This window comes from Streptomyces sp. NPDC048636, assembly GCF_040650655.1.
Taxonomy (GTDB): Bacteria; Actinomycetota; Actinomycetes; order Streptomycetales; family Streptomycetaceae; genus Streptomyces.
Genome location: NZ_JBEZHR010000002.1, coordinates 913355 through 928607 on the forward strand (window position 1 = coordinate 913355; position 15253 = coordinate 928607).

Sequence of the window (15253 nt, forward strand, 5' to 3'; positions counted from 1 at the left end):
GCCCCGCTGCGTCAGATCAGCTCGGCGGCGTAGGGCGGTTCGGCGCCTGCCCGTGAGCAGGTGATCGCGGCCGCCCGCGCCGCGAAGCCCAGCACATCCCGCCAGACCGCCTCGTCCAGCGTGCCGAGCGCGGACGCCGACAGCGCGTCATGGCCCGCGAGCCGGTGCAGCAGCGCGGCGTTCACGGTATCGCCCGCGCCGATGGTGTCCACGATCTCCACCCGCTCACCCGGCACCGCACGGCCACCGCCGTCCCGGCAGCGCACGCTCATCCCGTCCCCGCCGTGGGTGAGCACCACCGCGGCCGGACCGGCCGTCAGCCACTCCTGTATCGCCGCGTCCACGTCATCGGAGTCCGCCAGCCAGAGCGCGTCCTCGACCGACAGCTTCAGCAGCCCCACATACGGCAGCCAGCCGCGGAAGCGGGCCCGGTAGGCGTCCGCGTCCGCGATCAGACCGGTGCGGATATTGGGGTCCAGCGTGGTGAACACCCCGCGCTCCGCCTCACGTCGCAGCAGCGCCTCGTAGGCACTGGCGCCCGGCTCCAGCACCAGCGAACAGGTGCCGAGCGAGAGGGCGGTGACCCCGTCGGGCAGCGACTCCGGCAGGGCGAACAGCCGGTCCGCGGTGCCCTCGACATAGAAGCCGTAGCCCGCCGAACCGTCGGCGCCGATGGACGCCACCGCGAGAGTGGTGGGCTCCGGGCCGCGCTGCACCAGCGCGGTGTCCACACCGTCCTTCCGCAGCCCGGACAGCAGCGCCTCACCGAAGCTGTCGGTGGACACCCGTGAGCAGAACGCGGTGGGCGAGCCCAGCCGGGCCAGCGCCATCGCCGTGTTGTACGGGCCGCCGCCGCGCCGGGGCAGCAAAGCGGGCAGCTCACCGCCCGGCGGCGTCGCACCACCGGGCACGAGGTCGATCAGGGCTTCTCCGGCGACGACGATCACGGATCGGATCCTTTCCTGGTGCGGACCGGGGTCTCAGGCGGCACAGCCGCAGGAGGTGCGATGGACAAAGGAGCAGGGCAGCCGGACGGTCCTGGGCGGCCGTGCCGGGTCCGCCAGCCGGTCGAGCAGCAGCCCCAGCGCGGTTCCGCCGATCTCCCGGCTGGGCTGGGCGATCGCGGTGAGCCCGGGGGAGAACACATCGGCCCAGGAGAAGTCGTCGAAGCAGACGAGCGCGATGTCCTCCGGGACGCCCAGACCCGCCGCCCGCAGGGCGCGCAGCGCGCCGATGGTCATCGCGTTGTTCGCGGTGATGAGCGCGGTGGGCGGGGCGGGGAGGGCGAGCAGCCGCTGGGTGGCCTCCTCGGCGCCGCGCGCCTCCGAGTGGCCGCCCGCCAGCAGTTCCGGGGCGAACGGCAGCCCATGGGAGCGCAGCCCCGCCCGGTATCCCGCGATCCGCTCCGTGCTGGTGCTCAGCCCCGGCTCCCCGGCGATCATGCCGATCCGGGTGTGGCCGAGACCGGTGAGGTGGCGGACCAACTGCTCGACCGGGGCGGTGTTCTCGGCGCACACCTGGTCATGGCCGTCGCCCACCAGCCGGTCGAGGAAGACCGCGGGCACCTCGCGCCGGGTCAGATAGTCCACCAGCGCCGAGGGCTCGGCGGACGGGGCCACGATCACCCCGTCCACCCGCCGCTCATGGAGGAGTTGGACCACCATGCGCTCATGGGCGGGGTCATCGTGCGGATCGGCGATCAGCAGGCTGTAACCGTGTTCGAGGGCGCGCGCCTCGACCCCCTGGAGGATCTCGGTGAAGTACGGATTGCTGATCGCCGAGACGGCCAGCCCGATCGACCGGGTGCGCGCGGTGACCAGGGAGCGCGCGAGCGTGTTCGGGGTGTATCCGAGGGTGTCGATGGCGTCCAGGACCGCCCGGCGGGTGTCCGGGCGCACCGGCCGGGTCTCGTTGAGCACATGCGAGACGGTGGCCACGGACACGCCCGCGCGCCGCGCCACATCCGCCATGGTCGTCATCCGCCGTCCCTCTCGCCCTCTCGCCGTCCTCGCGAGGCCGTGCCGCGCCATGTGCCACGCCCCACCGGTCCTGCCCGCCGGGGGAACGTACACCACTCCGGGGCGTGACGTAAACGCTTGCGCAAGCGTTTACGCGATGCCCGGTTCCTGACCGCCGCCACGACCACCGCCGCGCCCGCCACCACGACCACCGCCGCGCCCGCCACCACGGCCCGGCCGCGGTGGCGGCCGGAGCGATCTGTACCGGTATCGTCGTTACGCCACGACCCTGACCAGGAGCCCGCTATGAGCAGCCAGCCCGCCTCCCGACGAACCGTGCTGTGCGGCGCGGCCCTGGCCGGTGCCGCGGGCCTCGGCGCCGTCGCCTGCTCCGCGGGCGGCGGGGACGCGAAGGCCCCCGCCACCCCCACGGCCCCCGTCGACCTCGGCGCGGCCGACGCCGTCCCGGCCGGTGGCGCCAAGATCTACCGGGAGGACCGGGTGGTGGTCGCACGGGACGCGGACGGTGCGTACACGGCGTTCAGCGCGGTGTGCACACATGCCGGATGCGTGGTGGACGCGGTCGAGGACGGCAAGATCAGCTGCTCCTGTCACGGCAGCCAGTTCGACGCCCGGACCGGCAAGGTCCTCCAGGGCCCGGCCACCCGGCCGCTGCCCGCCGTCCCGGTCACCGCCAAGGGCGGGAAGCTCGTCGCGGGCCCGGACGCCTGACGCCCACCGGCCGTACGCCCCGTCACGCGCGGACGCCCCCGGAGCCGCTGTCGATGCCCCCGGCGCCGCGTCCGCCGGGCACCGGAAGTGTCACTCCCCGCAAGTAGGGTGGTGACCATGGCCGACCCGAGCAGTTACCGCCCCAAGCCGGGACAGATCCCCGACTCGCCGGGGGTCTACAAGTTCCGTGATGAGCACGGCCGGGTGATCTATGTCGGAAAGGCGAAGAGCCTGCGCCAGCGGCTCTCCTCGTACTTCCAGGACCTCGCCGGTCTCCACCCGCGCACCCGCACCATGGTCACCACGGCCGCGGCGGTCGAGTGGACCGTGGTCTCCACCGAGGTCGAGGCGCTCCAGCTCGAGTATTCGTGGATCAAGGAGTTCGATCCCCGGTTCAACGTCAAATACCGTGACGACAAGAGCTATCCGTCCCTCGCGGTCACGCTCAACGAGGAGTTCCCCCGGGTCCAGGTCATGCGCGGGCCCAAGAAGAAGGGCGTGCGCTATTTCGGCCCGTACGCCCATGCCTGGGCCATCCGCGAGACCGTCGATCTGATGCTGCGGGTGTTCCCCGTACGCACCTGCTCCGCAGGGGTGTTCAAGCGCTCCGCCCAGATCGGCCGCCCCTGTCTGCTGGGTTATATCGGCAAGTGCTCGGCACCCTGCGTGGGCCGGGTCACCGCCGGGGAGCACCGTGAACTGGCCGAGGAGTTCTGTGACTTCATGGCCGGGCGCACCGGCACCTATCTGCGCCGCCTGGAGCAGCGGATGCAGGAGGCGGCCGAGGAGATGGAGTACGAGAAGGCCGCCCGGCTGCGTGACGACATAGGGGCGCTCAAGCGCGCCATGGAGAAGAACGCGGTGGTGCTCGCCGACGCCACCGACGCCGACCTGATAGCGGTCGCCGAGGACGAGCTGGAGGCGGCCGTCCAGATCTTCCATGTGCGCGGCGGCCGGGTGCGCGGGCAGCGCGGCTGGGTCACCGACAAGGTCGAGGCCGTGGATACCGCCGATCTCGTCGAGCACGCCCTGCAACAGCTCTACGGCGAGGAGCGGGGCGACGCGGTGCCCAAGGAAGTGCTGGTGCCCGCGGTGCCGGACCCCGCCGAGCCGGTCACCCAGTGGCTCACCGACCGCAGGGGCTCCCGGGTCGATCTGCGCATCCCGCAGCGCGGCGACAAGAAGGACCTGATGGCCACCGTGCAGCGGAACGCCCAGCAGGCGCTGGTGCTGCACAAGACCAAGCGCGCCTCCGATCTGACCACCCGTTCCCGGGCGCTGGAGGAGATCGCGGTCGCCCTGGATCTGGACTCCGCACCGCTGCGCATCGAGTGCTTCGACATCTCCCACCTCCAGGGCGAGGACGTGGTGGCCTCCATGGTGGTCTTTGAAGACGGGCTCGCCAGGAAGAGCGAGTACCGCCGGTTCCAGATCAAGAGCTTCGCCGGCCAGGACGACGTGCGCTCCATGCATGAGGTGGTCGGCCGCCGCTTCCGCCGCTACCTCCAGGAGAAGCAGCGGACGGGGGAGTGGGAGGAGGAGCCTCACGAGGAGCCCACCGCCGTCCCCGAGGACACCGAGGCCCCGCAGGGCACCGGTGCCCTCCAGGACACAGAGGTCCCACAGGGCACCGAGGCCCCTCAGGACACCGACGCCCCCGAAGGGACCCCCGCCCCCGAACGGACCCCCGTCCTCCCGGAAGCGGCTCCGGGTGAGTCCGGCGAGTCCTCCGGCCCCCTCGACGACAGCGGCCGCCCCAAGCGGTTCGCCTACCCCCCGCAGCTCGTGGTGGTCGACGGCGGTCAGCCCCAGGTCGCCGCCGCCCAGCGGGCCCTGGAGGAGCTGGGCATCGACGATGTGGCCGTCTGCGGCCTCGCCAAGCGGCTGGAGGAGGTCTGGCTGCCCGGTGAGGACGACCCGGTGGTGCTGCCCCGCAGCAGCGAAGGGCTCTACCTGTTGCAGCGGATCCGGGACGAGGCCCACCGCTTCGCCATCTCCTACCAGCGCAGCAAGCGCGCCAAGTCCATGAAGGCCGGACCGCTGGACGCCGTGCCGGGGCTGGGCGAGAGCCGTAAGCAGGCGCTGCTGAAGCACTTCGGGTCCCTCAAACGGCTGCGCGCCGCCACCATCGAGCAGATTTGCGAGGTGCCCGGCGTGGGCCGTAAGACGGCGGAGACGGTGGCCGCCGCTCTCACCCGGGCGGCCCCTGCCGCTCCTGCGGTGAACACCGCCACAGGAGAGATCATTGAGGATGAGACCGCGACCGCGGTGCCGTCCGCGAATCGGGGGACGAGATCATGACAGAGCACAAGAGCGCGACAGAACACGAGAACCACGGAGACGGAGCGCAGGTGGCGACGGGCACGACGGGTGAGGGCGCCGAGGCGGCGGCCATCCCCGAGCTGGTGATCATCTCTGGAATGTCCGGCGCGGGCCGCAGCACCGCCGCCAAGTGTCTGGAGGACCTCGGCTGGTTCGTCGTGGACAATCTGCCGCCCGCGCTGATTCCGACCATGGTCGACCTCGGCGCCCGGTCACAGGGCAATGTGGCCCGGATCGCCGTGGTGGTGGACGTCCGCGGCCGTCGCTTCTTCGACAACCTCCGGGAGTCGCTCGCGGACCTGGCGGCCAAGAGCGTCAAGCGGCGCGTGCTGTTCCTGGAGGCGTCCGACGAGGCGCTGGTGCGCCGTTTCGAATCCGTGCGCCGTCCGCATCCGCTCCAGGGCGACGGCCGGATCGTCGACGGGATCGCCGCCGAGCGCGATCTCCTGCGTGAGCTGCGCGGTGACGCCGATCTGGTGATCGACACCTCCAGCCTCAACGTGCACGAGCTGCGCGCCAAGATGGACGCCCAGTTCGCCGGTGAGGAGGAGCCCGAGCTGCGGGCCACCGTCATGTCCTTCGGCTACAAGTACGGTCTGCCCGTCGACGCCGACCTGGTGGTGGACTGCCGCTTCCTGCCCAATCCGCACTGGGTTCCCGAGCTGCGCCCCTTCACCGGGCTCAACGAGGAGGTGTCCGGCTATGTGTTCAACCAGCCGGGCGCCAAGGAGTTCCTCGACCGCTACGCCGAGCTGCTCCAGCTCATCGCCGCGGGCTACCGCCGCGAGGGCAAGCGCTATGTGACCATCGCCATCGGCTGCACCGGCGGTAAGCACCGCAGCGTGGCGATGTCCGAGCGGCTCGCCCCGAGGCTGGCCGCCGAGGGCGTCGAGACCGTCATCGTCCACCGTGACATGGGGCGCGAGTGACGATTCGAACCAGGCGGCTGCGACGGCTGGTCGGCGCCCGAACGACCCGGGGCGCCCAGCCCAAGGTCGTGGCGCTCGGCGGCGGTATGGGCCTGTCCGCCTCGCTCGCCGCGCTGCGCCGGATCACCGGAGATCTCACCGCGGTCGTCACCGTGGCCGACGACGGGGGCTCCAGCGGACGGCTCCGCGACGAGCTGGGCGTGCTGCCGCCCGGCGATCTGCGCAAGGCGCTGGCGGCGCTCTGCGGGGACGACGACTGGGGTCAGACCTGGTCCCGGGTGATCCAGCACCGCTTCATCAGCGAGGGTGAGCTGCATGACCACGCGGTCGGCAATCTGCTGATCGTCGCCCTCTGGGAGCAGCTGGGCGACCATGTGAAGGCGCTGGACCTGGTGGGCAAGCTGCTCGGCGCGCACGGCCGGGTGCTGCCGATGTCGGCCGTGCCGCTGGAGCTCCAGGCGTATGTGCGCGGCCATGACCCGGCGCGCCCGGAGGAGGTCTCCACGGTCGCGGGGCAGGCGACCGTGGCGCTCACGCCGGGCGAGGTCCAGTCGGTGCACCTCGTCCCGCACGACCCGCCCGCCGTACCCGAGGCCGTCGAGGCGGTCATGGACGCCGACTGGGTGGTTCTCGGGCCCGGATCCTGGTTCTCCTCCGTCCTCCCGCATCTGCTGGTGCCGGACCTGCTCCAGGCGCTCACCGACACCAAGGCGCGCCGGGTGCTCTCCCTGAACCTCGCCCCCCAGCCGGGCGAAACCGATGGCTTCTCCCCGCAGCGTCATTTGGAGGTTTTGGCCCGACACGCCCCTAAACTCGCCTTCGACGTGGTGCTGGCCGACGAGGCCGCCGTTCCCGACCAGAGCAGTCTGTGCGACGCCGCGAAGCGGCTGGGCGGCACGGTCGAGCTTGCGCCGGTGGCCGCGACCGACGGTGCCCCGAAGCACGACCCGGAGCTTCTGGCGGCCGCGTACGACCGTATTTTTCGGATGCATGGAAGGATCGGCCCATGGCGATGACGGCAGCGGTGAAGGACGAAATCTCCCGGCTTCCCGTCACCCGCACCTGCTGCCGGAAAGCGGAGGTCTCGGCGATCCTGCGGTTCGCGGGCGGTCTGCACCTGGTCAGCGGGCGCATCGTGATCGAAGCGGAGCTGGACACGGGCATCGCCGCCCGCAGAGTCCGCAAGGACATCCTGGAGATCTTCGGCCACTCCTCCGACCTGGTGGTGATGGCCCCCGGCGGGCTGCGCCGCGGCAGCCGGTACGTGGTGCGGGTGGTGGCGGGCGGTGACCAGCTGGCACGGCAGACCGGCCTGGTCGACGGCCGCGGCCGGCCGATCCGCGGACTGCCGCCGCAGGTCGTCTCCGGAGCCACCTGTGACGCCGAGGCCGCCTGGCGCGGGGCCTTTCTGGCCCATGGCTCGCTCACCGAGCCGGGCCGCTCCTCCTCCCTGGAGGTGACCTGCCCCGGTCCGGAGGCCGCGCTCGCCCTGGTCGGTGCGGCGCGTCGGCTCCAGATCGCCGCGAAGGCACGCGAGGTCCGCGGAGTGGACCGGGTTGTCGTCCGGGACGGTGATGCCATCGGCGCGTTGTTGACGCGGCTGGGGGCGCATGAGTCGGTTCTCGCCTGGGAGGAGCGGCGGATGCGCCGCGAGGTCCGGGCCACCGCCAACCGGCTGGCCAACTTCGACGACGCCAATCTGCGCCGTTCGGCCCGGGCCGCCGTGGCCGCCGGGGCCCGGGTGCAGCGCGCCCTGGAGATCCTGGGCGAGGAGGTGCCCGAGCATCTGGCCGCCGCCGGCCGGCTGCGTATGGAGCACAAGCAGGCGTCGCTCGAGGAGCTGGGCGCCCTCGCCGACCCGCCGCTGACCAAGGACGCGGTCGCGGGCCGGATCCGGCGGCTGCTGGCCATGGCCGACAAGCGCGCCCAGGATCTGGGCATCCCCGGCACCGAGTCGACCCTGACCGACGAGATGGCCGAGGGCATGGTCGGCTGACCGGGCCCCGTCCGCGTCGTCCCGCACTTCCGAACGGCCGCCCCCGGACCCCGACCGGGCCCGGGGGAGCACCTTTTACCCCACTGTTGACATGGCCATGGGCCGACATCAGTCTTAGCGCCTGCGCAACCCACATGCGTCGGACGACAGCCAGGGGGGCTCATGCACAGACGCAAGGCGAGACCGATCAGATCGCTCGTCGCGGTGGCTTCACTGCTTCTGGGGGGACTGGCCGCGGCACCCGCCGCACAGGCACAGCCCACCGCGGACACCTCGGCCGACGGACTGTCCGTCTGGACGGCCGAGGTGAGCAAGGCTCAGATCCCGTTGCTGCTGCGCTCCGGCGCGGACGGGCATGAACTCGGCCGCCAGGTCCCGGAGAAGGGCCACGGCGCCGTCGAGCTCTACCTCACCGGGAAGCAGGCCGCGAAGCTGCGCGGCAAGGGGGTGCGGCTCACCGAGAAGAAGGTGTCCGCACAGGCCCGCAACCGTCTCAAGGCCGCGGGCGACGGGGTGTTCCGCCCCTACAGCGGTGAGGGCGGGCTGAAACAGGAGATCGTCGAGACCGGTCAGGCCCATCCCGGTCTTACCAAGGTGGTCAGCATCGGCAAGACCACCCAGGGCAAGGACATCCTCGCGCTCAAGCTCACCAAGGGCGCCGCGAAGTCCCGCGACGGCAGCAAGCCCTCGGTGCTGTACATGTCGAACCAGCACGCCCGGGAGTGGATCACGCCGGAGATGACCCGGCGGCTGATGCACTACTACCTCGACAACTATGGCAAGGACGACCGCGTCACCCGGATCGTGGACCGCACCGAACTGTGGTTCGTCCTCTCCGCCAACCCGGACGGCTACGACTACACCCACCAGAGCCCGGCCAACCGCCAGTGGCGCAAGAACCTGCGCGACAACAACGGCGATGGAAAGATCACCCCCGGCGACGGTGTCGACCCCAACCGGAACTTCCCCTACAAGTGGGGCTACGACAACGAGGGCTCGTCGGCCGACCCGGCCGATGAGACCTACCGCGGCCCCGCCCCCGGCTCCGAACCCGAGACCAAGGCGCTGGACTCCTTCGAGAAGCGCATCGGTTTCGACTACGGCATCAACTACCACTCGGCCGCCGAACTGCTGCTCTACGGCGTCGGCTGGCAGGTCGCCACCCCCACCCCCGACGACGTCCTCTACAAGTCGCTCGCCGGCACCCCGGAGCACTCGGCGATCCCCGGCTATCACCCGCAGGTCTCCTCCGAGCTGTACACGACCAACGGCGAGGCCGACGGCCACGCGGCCAACGTCAACGGGATGATGATGTTCACCCCGGAGATGTCGACCTGTCAGACCGCCTCCGGTGTGGACCCCGATGACGCCTGGAAGCCCGGCGACTGCGCCTCCGTCTTCACCTTCCCGGACGACGAGAAACTGATCCAGCAGGAGTTCACCAAGAACATCCCGTTCGCGCTCTCCGTCGCCGAGACCGCGGTACACCCGGACCGGCCCTCCTCGTCGGTCGGACTGGACGCGCCCGACTTCACCCCGGACGCCTTCACCACCTCCTACGCCCGCGGCGGCGACCAGGACGTCGCCGTCACCGTCCGTAAGAGCGTGCGTGACAAGCGGCTCAACTACCGCGTGGACGGCGGCCGTACCCACACCGAGGCGCTCAAGCCCTGGAAGGGCGGGGAGAGCTACGGCGGCGAGGACAACCTCACGTTCGACCAGTACCGCGCCACCGTCGAGGGCGCGGATCCCGGTGAGAAGGTCAAGGTCTGGTACACCGGCCGTACCAGGAGCGGCAAACGGACCGCCAGCGAGCCGTTCACCTATACGGTCGCCTCCCGGCCCCGCGCCGACACGCTGGTGATCGCCGAGGAGGGCGGCAGCGACCCGGCCCGGCACACCGCCGCGTACACCAAGGCGCTCGCCGACAACGGCCGTAAGGCCGCCGTCTGGGACGTCGCGGCCAAGGGCGCGCCCTCCGCGCTCGGGGTGCTCGACCACTTCCGCACCGTGCTCTGGTACACCGGCGCCGAACGGCCCGGCGGCAAGACCCTGCTGGCCGTACGCGACTTCCTCAACGAGGGAGGGAAGCTGATCACCACCGGTGAGCGCGCCGGTGGCAGTTCCGAGGTGGGCCCGGCCGACACCGACGACTTCAGCCAGTACTACCTGGGCGCCGACAGCCGGATCACCCTCAAGTCGCCGGCGGCCTACCAGGGCGGCGGCGCGCTCAAGGGCACCGCGGCCACCCTGGGCGACGCCCCCGGCAACCCGCTGGACACCGCGGGCGGCTACACCGTCACCTCCGATGTGCTGCCGCCGAAGGACTTTCCGCAGTTCCGCAGCGCGGGCGCGGGCGAGTACCCCGGCGCGCGCTCCCCGTACCAGCCGTACGAGGGCGACTGGATGGCGGCGGCGGGTCACCACGACAACTCCTGGAAGCGGCTCACCCGCACCGTCGATCTGACCGGGGTGGGCGCGGCCGACAAGCCGAACCTGACCTTCCGGCTCAGCCATGACACGGAGCCCGGCTACGACCATGTGATCGTCGAGGCCCACACCGTGGGTCAGGACGACTGGACCACACTGCCCGACGCGGGCGGCGGCAGTTCCACCAAGGTGCCCGCCGAGTGCGAGGCGGGCTTCCTGCTCAACCTCCACCCGTTCCTCAAGCACTACCTCACCCCCGGCGACGACGGCTGTAAGGCGACCGGCACCACCGGCGCCTGGAACAGCTTCACCGGCTCCTCCGAGGGCTGGCGGCCGGTCTCCCTCGACCTGAGCGGCTACGCGGGCAATAAGGTCGAACTGGCGGTCTCCTACGTCACCGATCCGGGCACCGGCGGGCGCGGCGCCTTCATCGACAGCACCGCGCTGGTCGTCGGCGGCGCCACCCACGACACCGAGGGATTCGAGACGGCGCTCGGACCGTGGTCCGCGGCCGGGCCGCCGGACGGCAGCCCGGCGAATCCCGCGGACTGGAGCCGGTCCCAGGAGCTCTTCCACACCTCCGCGGGGGTCACCACCAGGGACACCGTGCTGCTCGGCTTCGGCCTGGAGCACGTCCCCGGCGCCGCCCAGCGGGCGAAGCTGATCGGTGGCGCACTCCGCGCCCTGCACCGTTGACAGACCGTGACGAACCGTGACTGAATCGGCGGCCCATACCACTTTTCGGTGGTCATGGGCCGCCGATGCCAATGTCACGTACGTCTCGTGATAGCGGTAGGGTCGGAGGCGGTCGGGGACATCCACACAAGCTCGCCGGGCAGCCCGGCACACCTAACGAGGAGATCGGTTCGTGACGATCCGCGTAGGCATCAACGGCTTCGGTCGCATCGGCCGCAACTACTTCCGCGCGCTTCTCGAGCAGGGCGCGGACATCGAAATCGTCGGTGTCAACGACCTGACCGACAACGCCACCCTGGTGCACCTGCTGAAGTACGACACCATCCTCGGACGGCTGAAGCAGGAGGTCAGCCACACCGAGGACACCATCACGGTGGGCAGCCAGACGTTCAAGACCATGGCCGAGCGCGACCCGGCCGCCCTCCCCTGGGGAGAGCTCGGTGCCGACATCGTCGTCGAGTCCACCGGCATCTTCACCAAGCGCGCCGACGCCGCCAAGCACCTTGCCGCCGGCGCCAAGAAGGTCCTGATCTCCGCGCCCGCCAAGGACGAGGACATCACGATCGTGATGGGCGTCAACCAGGACAAGTACGACCCGGCCAAGGACGACGTCATCTCCAACGCCTCCTGCACCACCAACTGTGTGGCGCCGATGGCCAAGGTCCTCGACGAGAGCTTCGGCATCGTCAAGGGCATGATGACGACGGTCCACGCCTACACCAACGACCAGCGCATCCTGGACTTCCCGCACAAGGACCTGCGCCGCGCCCGCGCCGCCGCGGAGAACATCATTCCGACCTCCACCGGCGCCGCCAAGGCCACCGCCCTGGTCCTGCCGCAGCTCAAGGGCAAGCTGGACGGCATCGCGATGCGCGTTCCGGTCCCGACCGGCTCGGTCACCGACCTCGTCCTCGAGCTCGACCGCGAGGTCACCAAGGACGAGATCAACACCGCCTTCCAGAAGGCCGCCGAGGGCCAGCTCAAGGGCATCCTGGAGTACACCGAGGACCCGATCGTCTCCTCGGACATCGTCAACTGGCCGGCCTCCTGCACCTTCGACTCCTCCCTGACCATGGTCCAGGGCAAGCAGGTCAAGGTCGTCGGCTGGTACGACAACGAGTGGGGCTACTCCAACCGCCTGGTCGACCTGACCGTTTTCGTCGGCGGCAAGCTCTGACGCTGTCGCGGTGAGAGAGGAAAGGGGCCCGCGCTACGACGCTGTCGCGGCGGGCCCCTTTCCCATGATCAAGGAGCCATTCTGTGAAGACGATTGACGATCTCCAGGTCGCCGGGCAGCGGGTGTTCGTCCGCGCCGACCTGAACGTCCCGCTCGACGGCGAGACGATCACCGACGACGGCCGGATCCGCGCCGCCGTCCCGACGATCACCAAGCTCCTGGACCGGGGTGCCAAGGTCATCGTCGCCTCGCACCTCGGCCGCCCCAAGGGCGCGCCCGACCCGCAGTACTCGCTGGCCCCCGTGGCGCGGCGGCTCGGGGAACTCCTCGGCAAGCCGGTCGCCTTCGCGACCGACACCGTGGACGACAGTGCGCGCGCCACCGTCGAGGGGCTCGCCGACGGCCAGGTCGCGCTGCTGGAGAATCTGCGTTTCAACGCCGGTGAGACCAGTAAGGACGACGCCGAGCGCGGCGCCTTCGCCGACCGGCTCGCCGCCCTCGCCGATCTCTATGTGGGCGACGGCTTCGGCGCGGTGCACCGTAAGCACGCCTCCGTCTACGACCTCCCGGCGCGGCTGCCGCACGCGGCGGGCGATCTGATCGCCGCCGAGCTGACCGTGCTGAAGAAGCTCACCGAGGACGTCAAGCGCCCGTACGCGGTGGTCCTCGGCGGCGCCAAGGTCTCCGACAAGCTGGGCGTGATCGACCATCTGCTGGAGAAGGCCGACCGCATCCTGATCGGCGGCGGTATGGCCTATACCTTCCTCAAGGCCCAGGGCCATGAGGTCGGCGGCTCGCTGCTCCAGGAGGACCAGGTCCCCACCGTCCGCGAGTATCTGCGCCGGGCCAAGGAGCGCGGGGTGGAGTTCGTGCTCCCGGTCGACGTGGTGGCCGCCGCCGAGTTCCCGGACCTGAAGACAAAGGCCCCGGCGCACCCCGAGGTGCTGTCCGCCGACGCCATCCCGGCCGACCGGCAGGGGCTGGACATCGGCCCGGAGACCCGCAAGCTCTACGCCGCCAAGCTGGCGGACACCGCCACCGTCTTCTGGAACGGCCCGATGGGTGTCTTCGAGCACCCCGACTACGCCGACGGCACCAGGGCCGTCGCCCAGGCGCTGCTCGACAGCCCCGCCTTCACCGTGGTCGGCGGCGGCGACTCGGCAGCGGCTGTCCGCATCCTGGGATTCGACGAATCCGCTTTCGGCCATATCTCGACCGGCGGCGGCGCAAGCCTCGAATACCTCGAGGGCAAGACTCTCCCCGGCCTCGCCGCACTGGAGGACTGAACACCGTGAGTGACCGTATTCCGCTGATGGCGGGCAACTGGAAGATGAACCTCAACCACCTCGAGGCCATCGCCCATGTCCAGAAGCTCGCCTTCGCCCTCGCCGACAAGGACTACGAGGCCGTCGAGGTCGCGGTCCTGCCGCCCTTCACCGACCTCCGGTCGGTGCAGACCCTGGTCGACGGCGACCGGCTGAAGATCAAGTACGGTGCCCAGGACATCTCCGAGCATGACTCCGGCGCCTACACCGGCGAGATCTCCGGGCCCATGCTCGCCAAGCTGAACTGCGCCTTCGCCGTGGTCGGCCACTCCGAGCGGCGCCAGTACCACGACGAGACCGACGAGATCTGCAACCGCAAGGTCAAGGCGGCCTTCCGGCACGGGCTCACCCCGATCCTGTGCGTCGGCGAGGGCCTGGAGGTCCGTAAGGCGGGCAACCAGGTCGCGCACACCCTCGCGCAGATCGACGGCGGGCTGGCGGACATCCCGGCCGAGCAGGCCGAGACCATCGTGATCGCCTACGAGCCGGTCTGGGCGATCGGCACCGGCGAGGTGGCGACCCCCGAGGACGCCCAGGAGGTCTGCGGGGCGATCCGCGCCCGGCTGGCCGAGCTGTACAGCCAGGAGCTGGCCGACAAGGTCCGGATCCAGTACGGCGGCTCGGTGAAGTCCGGCAATGTCGCCGCGATCATGGCCCAGCCGGATGTGGACGGCGCCCTGGTCGGCGGTGCCGCGCTGGACGCCGAGGAATTCGTCAAGATCGTTCGTTTCCGCGACCAGTGAGTATGCCGTAGCGCATGGGTCGTCGTACCCTGTCGGGGGTCGTGGTGGCGCGATCGCGCCATCCGGCCCCCGACGTCCGTAACTGCCCGAGAGAGTTGGTCCAGCTGTGATCATGGGGTTCTCGATCGCCCTCATCGTCTTCAGCCTTTTGATGATGATGCTGGTGCTCATGCACAAGGGGAAGGGCGGCGGTCTGTCCGATATGTTCGGCGGCGGCATGCAGTCCTCGGTGGGCGGCTCCTCGGTCGCCGAGCGCAACCTCGACCGGATCACCGTCGTGGTCGGGCTGCTGTGGTTCGTCTGCATCGTTGTCCTCGGCCTTCTGATGAAGCTCGACTGAGCCTCGAGTGAGGTTTCAGCCGGGCTTCGGTCAGGTGTTGTTCGTCCGCCGACCGGCATCCGATAACTGACGTTCCGTCCGTCAGCGGGTCAAGGGCGGCTTATCATGGGGGTGGCGTCCTCGGTGGCGGGTGTAACTCCACTCACTGGACGCGCGTTGGGCCTTACGTAGACTGGGGCGCCGGGCAGCGAAGCTCACCATCAATGTTTCGCGGCACCATCACGCAGGGAGTTACGACCGTGGCAAGTGGCAACGCGATCCGTGGAAGTCGGGTCGGAGCGGGGCCGATGGGAGAAGCCGAGCGAGGCGAATCGGCTCCGCGCCTGCGCATCTCCTTCTGGTGCTCGAACGGGCACGAGACTCAGCCGAGCTTCGCCAGCGACGCACAGGTCCCGGAGACCTGGGACTGCCCCCGGTGCGGTTTCCCCGCCGGTAAGGACCGGGACAATCCGCCGGACCCGCCGCGCACCGAGCCGTACAAGACGCATCTGGCGTATGTGCGGGAGCGGCGCAGCGACGCCGACGGCGAGGCGATCCTCGCCGAGGCGCTGGCCAAGCTCCGGGGCGAGATCTAGCAGCACCCGCCGACCGAGCAGCGCGTACGA

At 70.5% G+C, this 15253-nt stretch carries 13 protein-coding genes; 11 read left to right on the forward strand and 2 right to left on the reverse strand.

What is annotated here, in order from left to right; all coding sequences use genetic code 11:
- Positions 1-11: 11 nt before the first annotated feature.
- Positions 12-947 (reverse strand): carbohydrate kinase, encoded by a 936-nt coding sequence (locus tag AB0C66_RS09925; protein WP_362435205.1) that lies wholly within the window; start codon positions 945-947, stop codon positions 12-14.
- A 33-nt stretch (positions 948-980) separates the two neighbouring features.
- A complete protein-coding gene (locus AB0C66_RS09930; protein WP_362435208.1) occupies positions 981-1979 on the reverse strand; it encodes a LacI family DNA-binding transcriptional regulator in 999 nt (332 codons plus the stop codon).
- Between the two features lie 285 nt (positions 1980-2264).
- Between AB0C66_RS09930 and AB0C66_RS09935 the strand changes: the two genes are divergently transcribed.
- The 11 genes from AB0C66_RS09935 to AB0C66_RS09985 all read left to right on the forward strand — a co-directional run bounded on the left by AB0C66_RS09935 (position 2265) and on the right by AB0C66_RS09985 (position 15223).
- Positions 2265-2690: a Rieske (2Fe-2S) protein gene (locus AB0C66_RS09935; RefSeq protein ID WP_362435211.1), complete on the forward strand. Its 426-nt coding sequence runs from the start codon at positions 2265-2267 to the stop codon at positions 2688-2690.
- Between the two features lie 117 nt (positions 2691-2807).
- Entirely contained in the window at positions 2808-4991 is a 2184-nt protein-coding gene (gene uvrC, locus AB0C66_RS09940; protein ID WP_362435213.1) for an excinuclease ABC subunit UvrC, read from the forward strand.
- Positions 4988-5941, forward strand: coding sequence for an RNase adapter RapZ (gene rapZ, locus AB0C66_RS09945; RefSeq protein ID WP_362435216.1), 954 nt, complete (start codon positions 4988-4990; stop codon positions 5939-5941). The genes uvrC and rapZ overlap by 4 nt, the downstream gene beginning before the upstream one ends.
- Positions 5938-6957: a uridine diphosphate-N-acetylglucosamine-binding protein YvcK gene (gene yvcK, locus AB0C66_RS09950; RefSeq protein ID WP_362435219.1), complete on the forward strand. Its 1020-nt coding sequence runs from the start codon at positions 5938-5940 to the stop codon at positions 6955-6957. The genes rapZ and yvcK overlap by 4 nt, the downstream gene beginning before the upstream one ends.
- A complete protein-coding gene (gene whiA, locus AB0C66_RS09955) occupies positions 6948-7937 on the forward strand; it encodes a DNA-binding protein WhiA (RefSeq protein ID WP_055554275.1) in 990 nt (329 codons plus the stop codon). The genes yvcK and whiA overlap by 10 nt, the downstream gene beginning before the upstream one ends.
- 162 nt (positions 7938-8099) lie before the next feature.
- The gene (locus AB0C66_RS09960) at positions 8100-11063 is read left to right on the forward strand and encodes a M14 family zinc carboxypeptidase (protein WP_362435222.1); all 2964 of its coding nucleotides are present in this window, start codon (positions 8100-8102) and stop codon (positions 11061-11063) included.
- Positions 11064-11235: 172 nt separating this feature from the next.
- Complete coding sequence (gene gap, locus AB0C66_RS09965; RefSeq protein ID WP_362435225.1) at positions 11236-12240, forward strand: type I glyceraldehyde-3-phosphate dehydrogenase; 1005 nt, start codon at positions 11236-11238, stop codon at positions 12238-12240.
- An 83-nt stretch (positions 12241-12323) separates the two neighbouring features.
- Positions 12324-13526: a phosphoglycerate kinase gene (locus AB0C66_RS09970; protein WP_362435228.1), complete on the forward strand. Its 1203-nt coding sequence runs from the start codon at positions 12324-12326 to the stop codon at positions 13524-13526.
- Between the two features lie 5 nt (positions 13527-13531).
- Positions 13532-14308, forward strand: a complete 777-nt coding sequence (gene tpiA, locus AB0C66_RS09975; RefSeq protein ID WP_362435231.1) for a triose-phosphate isomerase — start codon at positions 13532-13534, stop codon at positions 14306-14308.
- Between the two features lie 112 nt (positions 14309-14420).
- Positions 14421-14648: a preprotein translocase subunit SecG gene (secG, locus tag AB0C66_RS09980; protein ID WP_362435233.1), complete on the forward strand. Its 228-nt coding sequence runs from the start codon at positions 14421-14423 to the stop codon at positions 14646-14648.
- Positions 14649-14887: 239 nt separating this feature from the next.
- On the forward strand, positions 14888-15223 hold the full coding sequence (locus AB0C66_RS09985; RefSeq protein ID WP_308358464.1) for an RNA polymerase-binding protein RbpA: 336 nt from the start codon (positions 14888-14890) through the stop codon (positions 15221-15223).
- Positions 15224-15253: the final 30 nt, after the last annotated feature.

Bases quoted from the DNA above. Each gene is read 5' to 3' on its own strand.
- AB0C66_RS09930 (WP_362435208.1), bottom strand. From the start codon at position 1,979: ATGACGACCATGGCGGATGTGGCGCGGCGCGCGGGCGTGTCCGTGGCC.
- AB0C66_RS09935 (WP_362435211.1), top strand. From the start codon at position 2,265: ATGAGCAGCCAGCCCGCCTCCCGACGAACCGTGCTGTGCGGCGCGGCC.
- uvrC (WP_362435213.1), top strand. From the start codon at position 2,808: ATGGCCGACCCGAGCAGTTACCGCCCCAAGCCGGGACAGATCCCCGAC.
- rapZ (WP_362435216.1), top strand. From the start codon at position 4,988: ATGACAGAGCACAAGAGCGCGACAGAACACGAGAACCACGGAGACGGA.
- whiA (WP_055554275.1), top strand. From the start codon at position 6,948: ATGGCGATGACGGCAGCGGTGAAGGACGAAATCTCCCGGCTTCCCGTC.
- AB0C66_RS09960 (WP_362435222.1), top strand. From the start codon at position 8,100: ATGCACAGACGCAAGGCGAGACCGATCAGATCGCTCGTCGCGGTGGCT.
- secG (WP_362435233.1), top strand. From the start codon at position 14,421: ATGGGGTTCTCGATCGCCCTCATCGTCTTCAGCCTTTTGATGATGATG.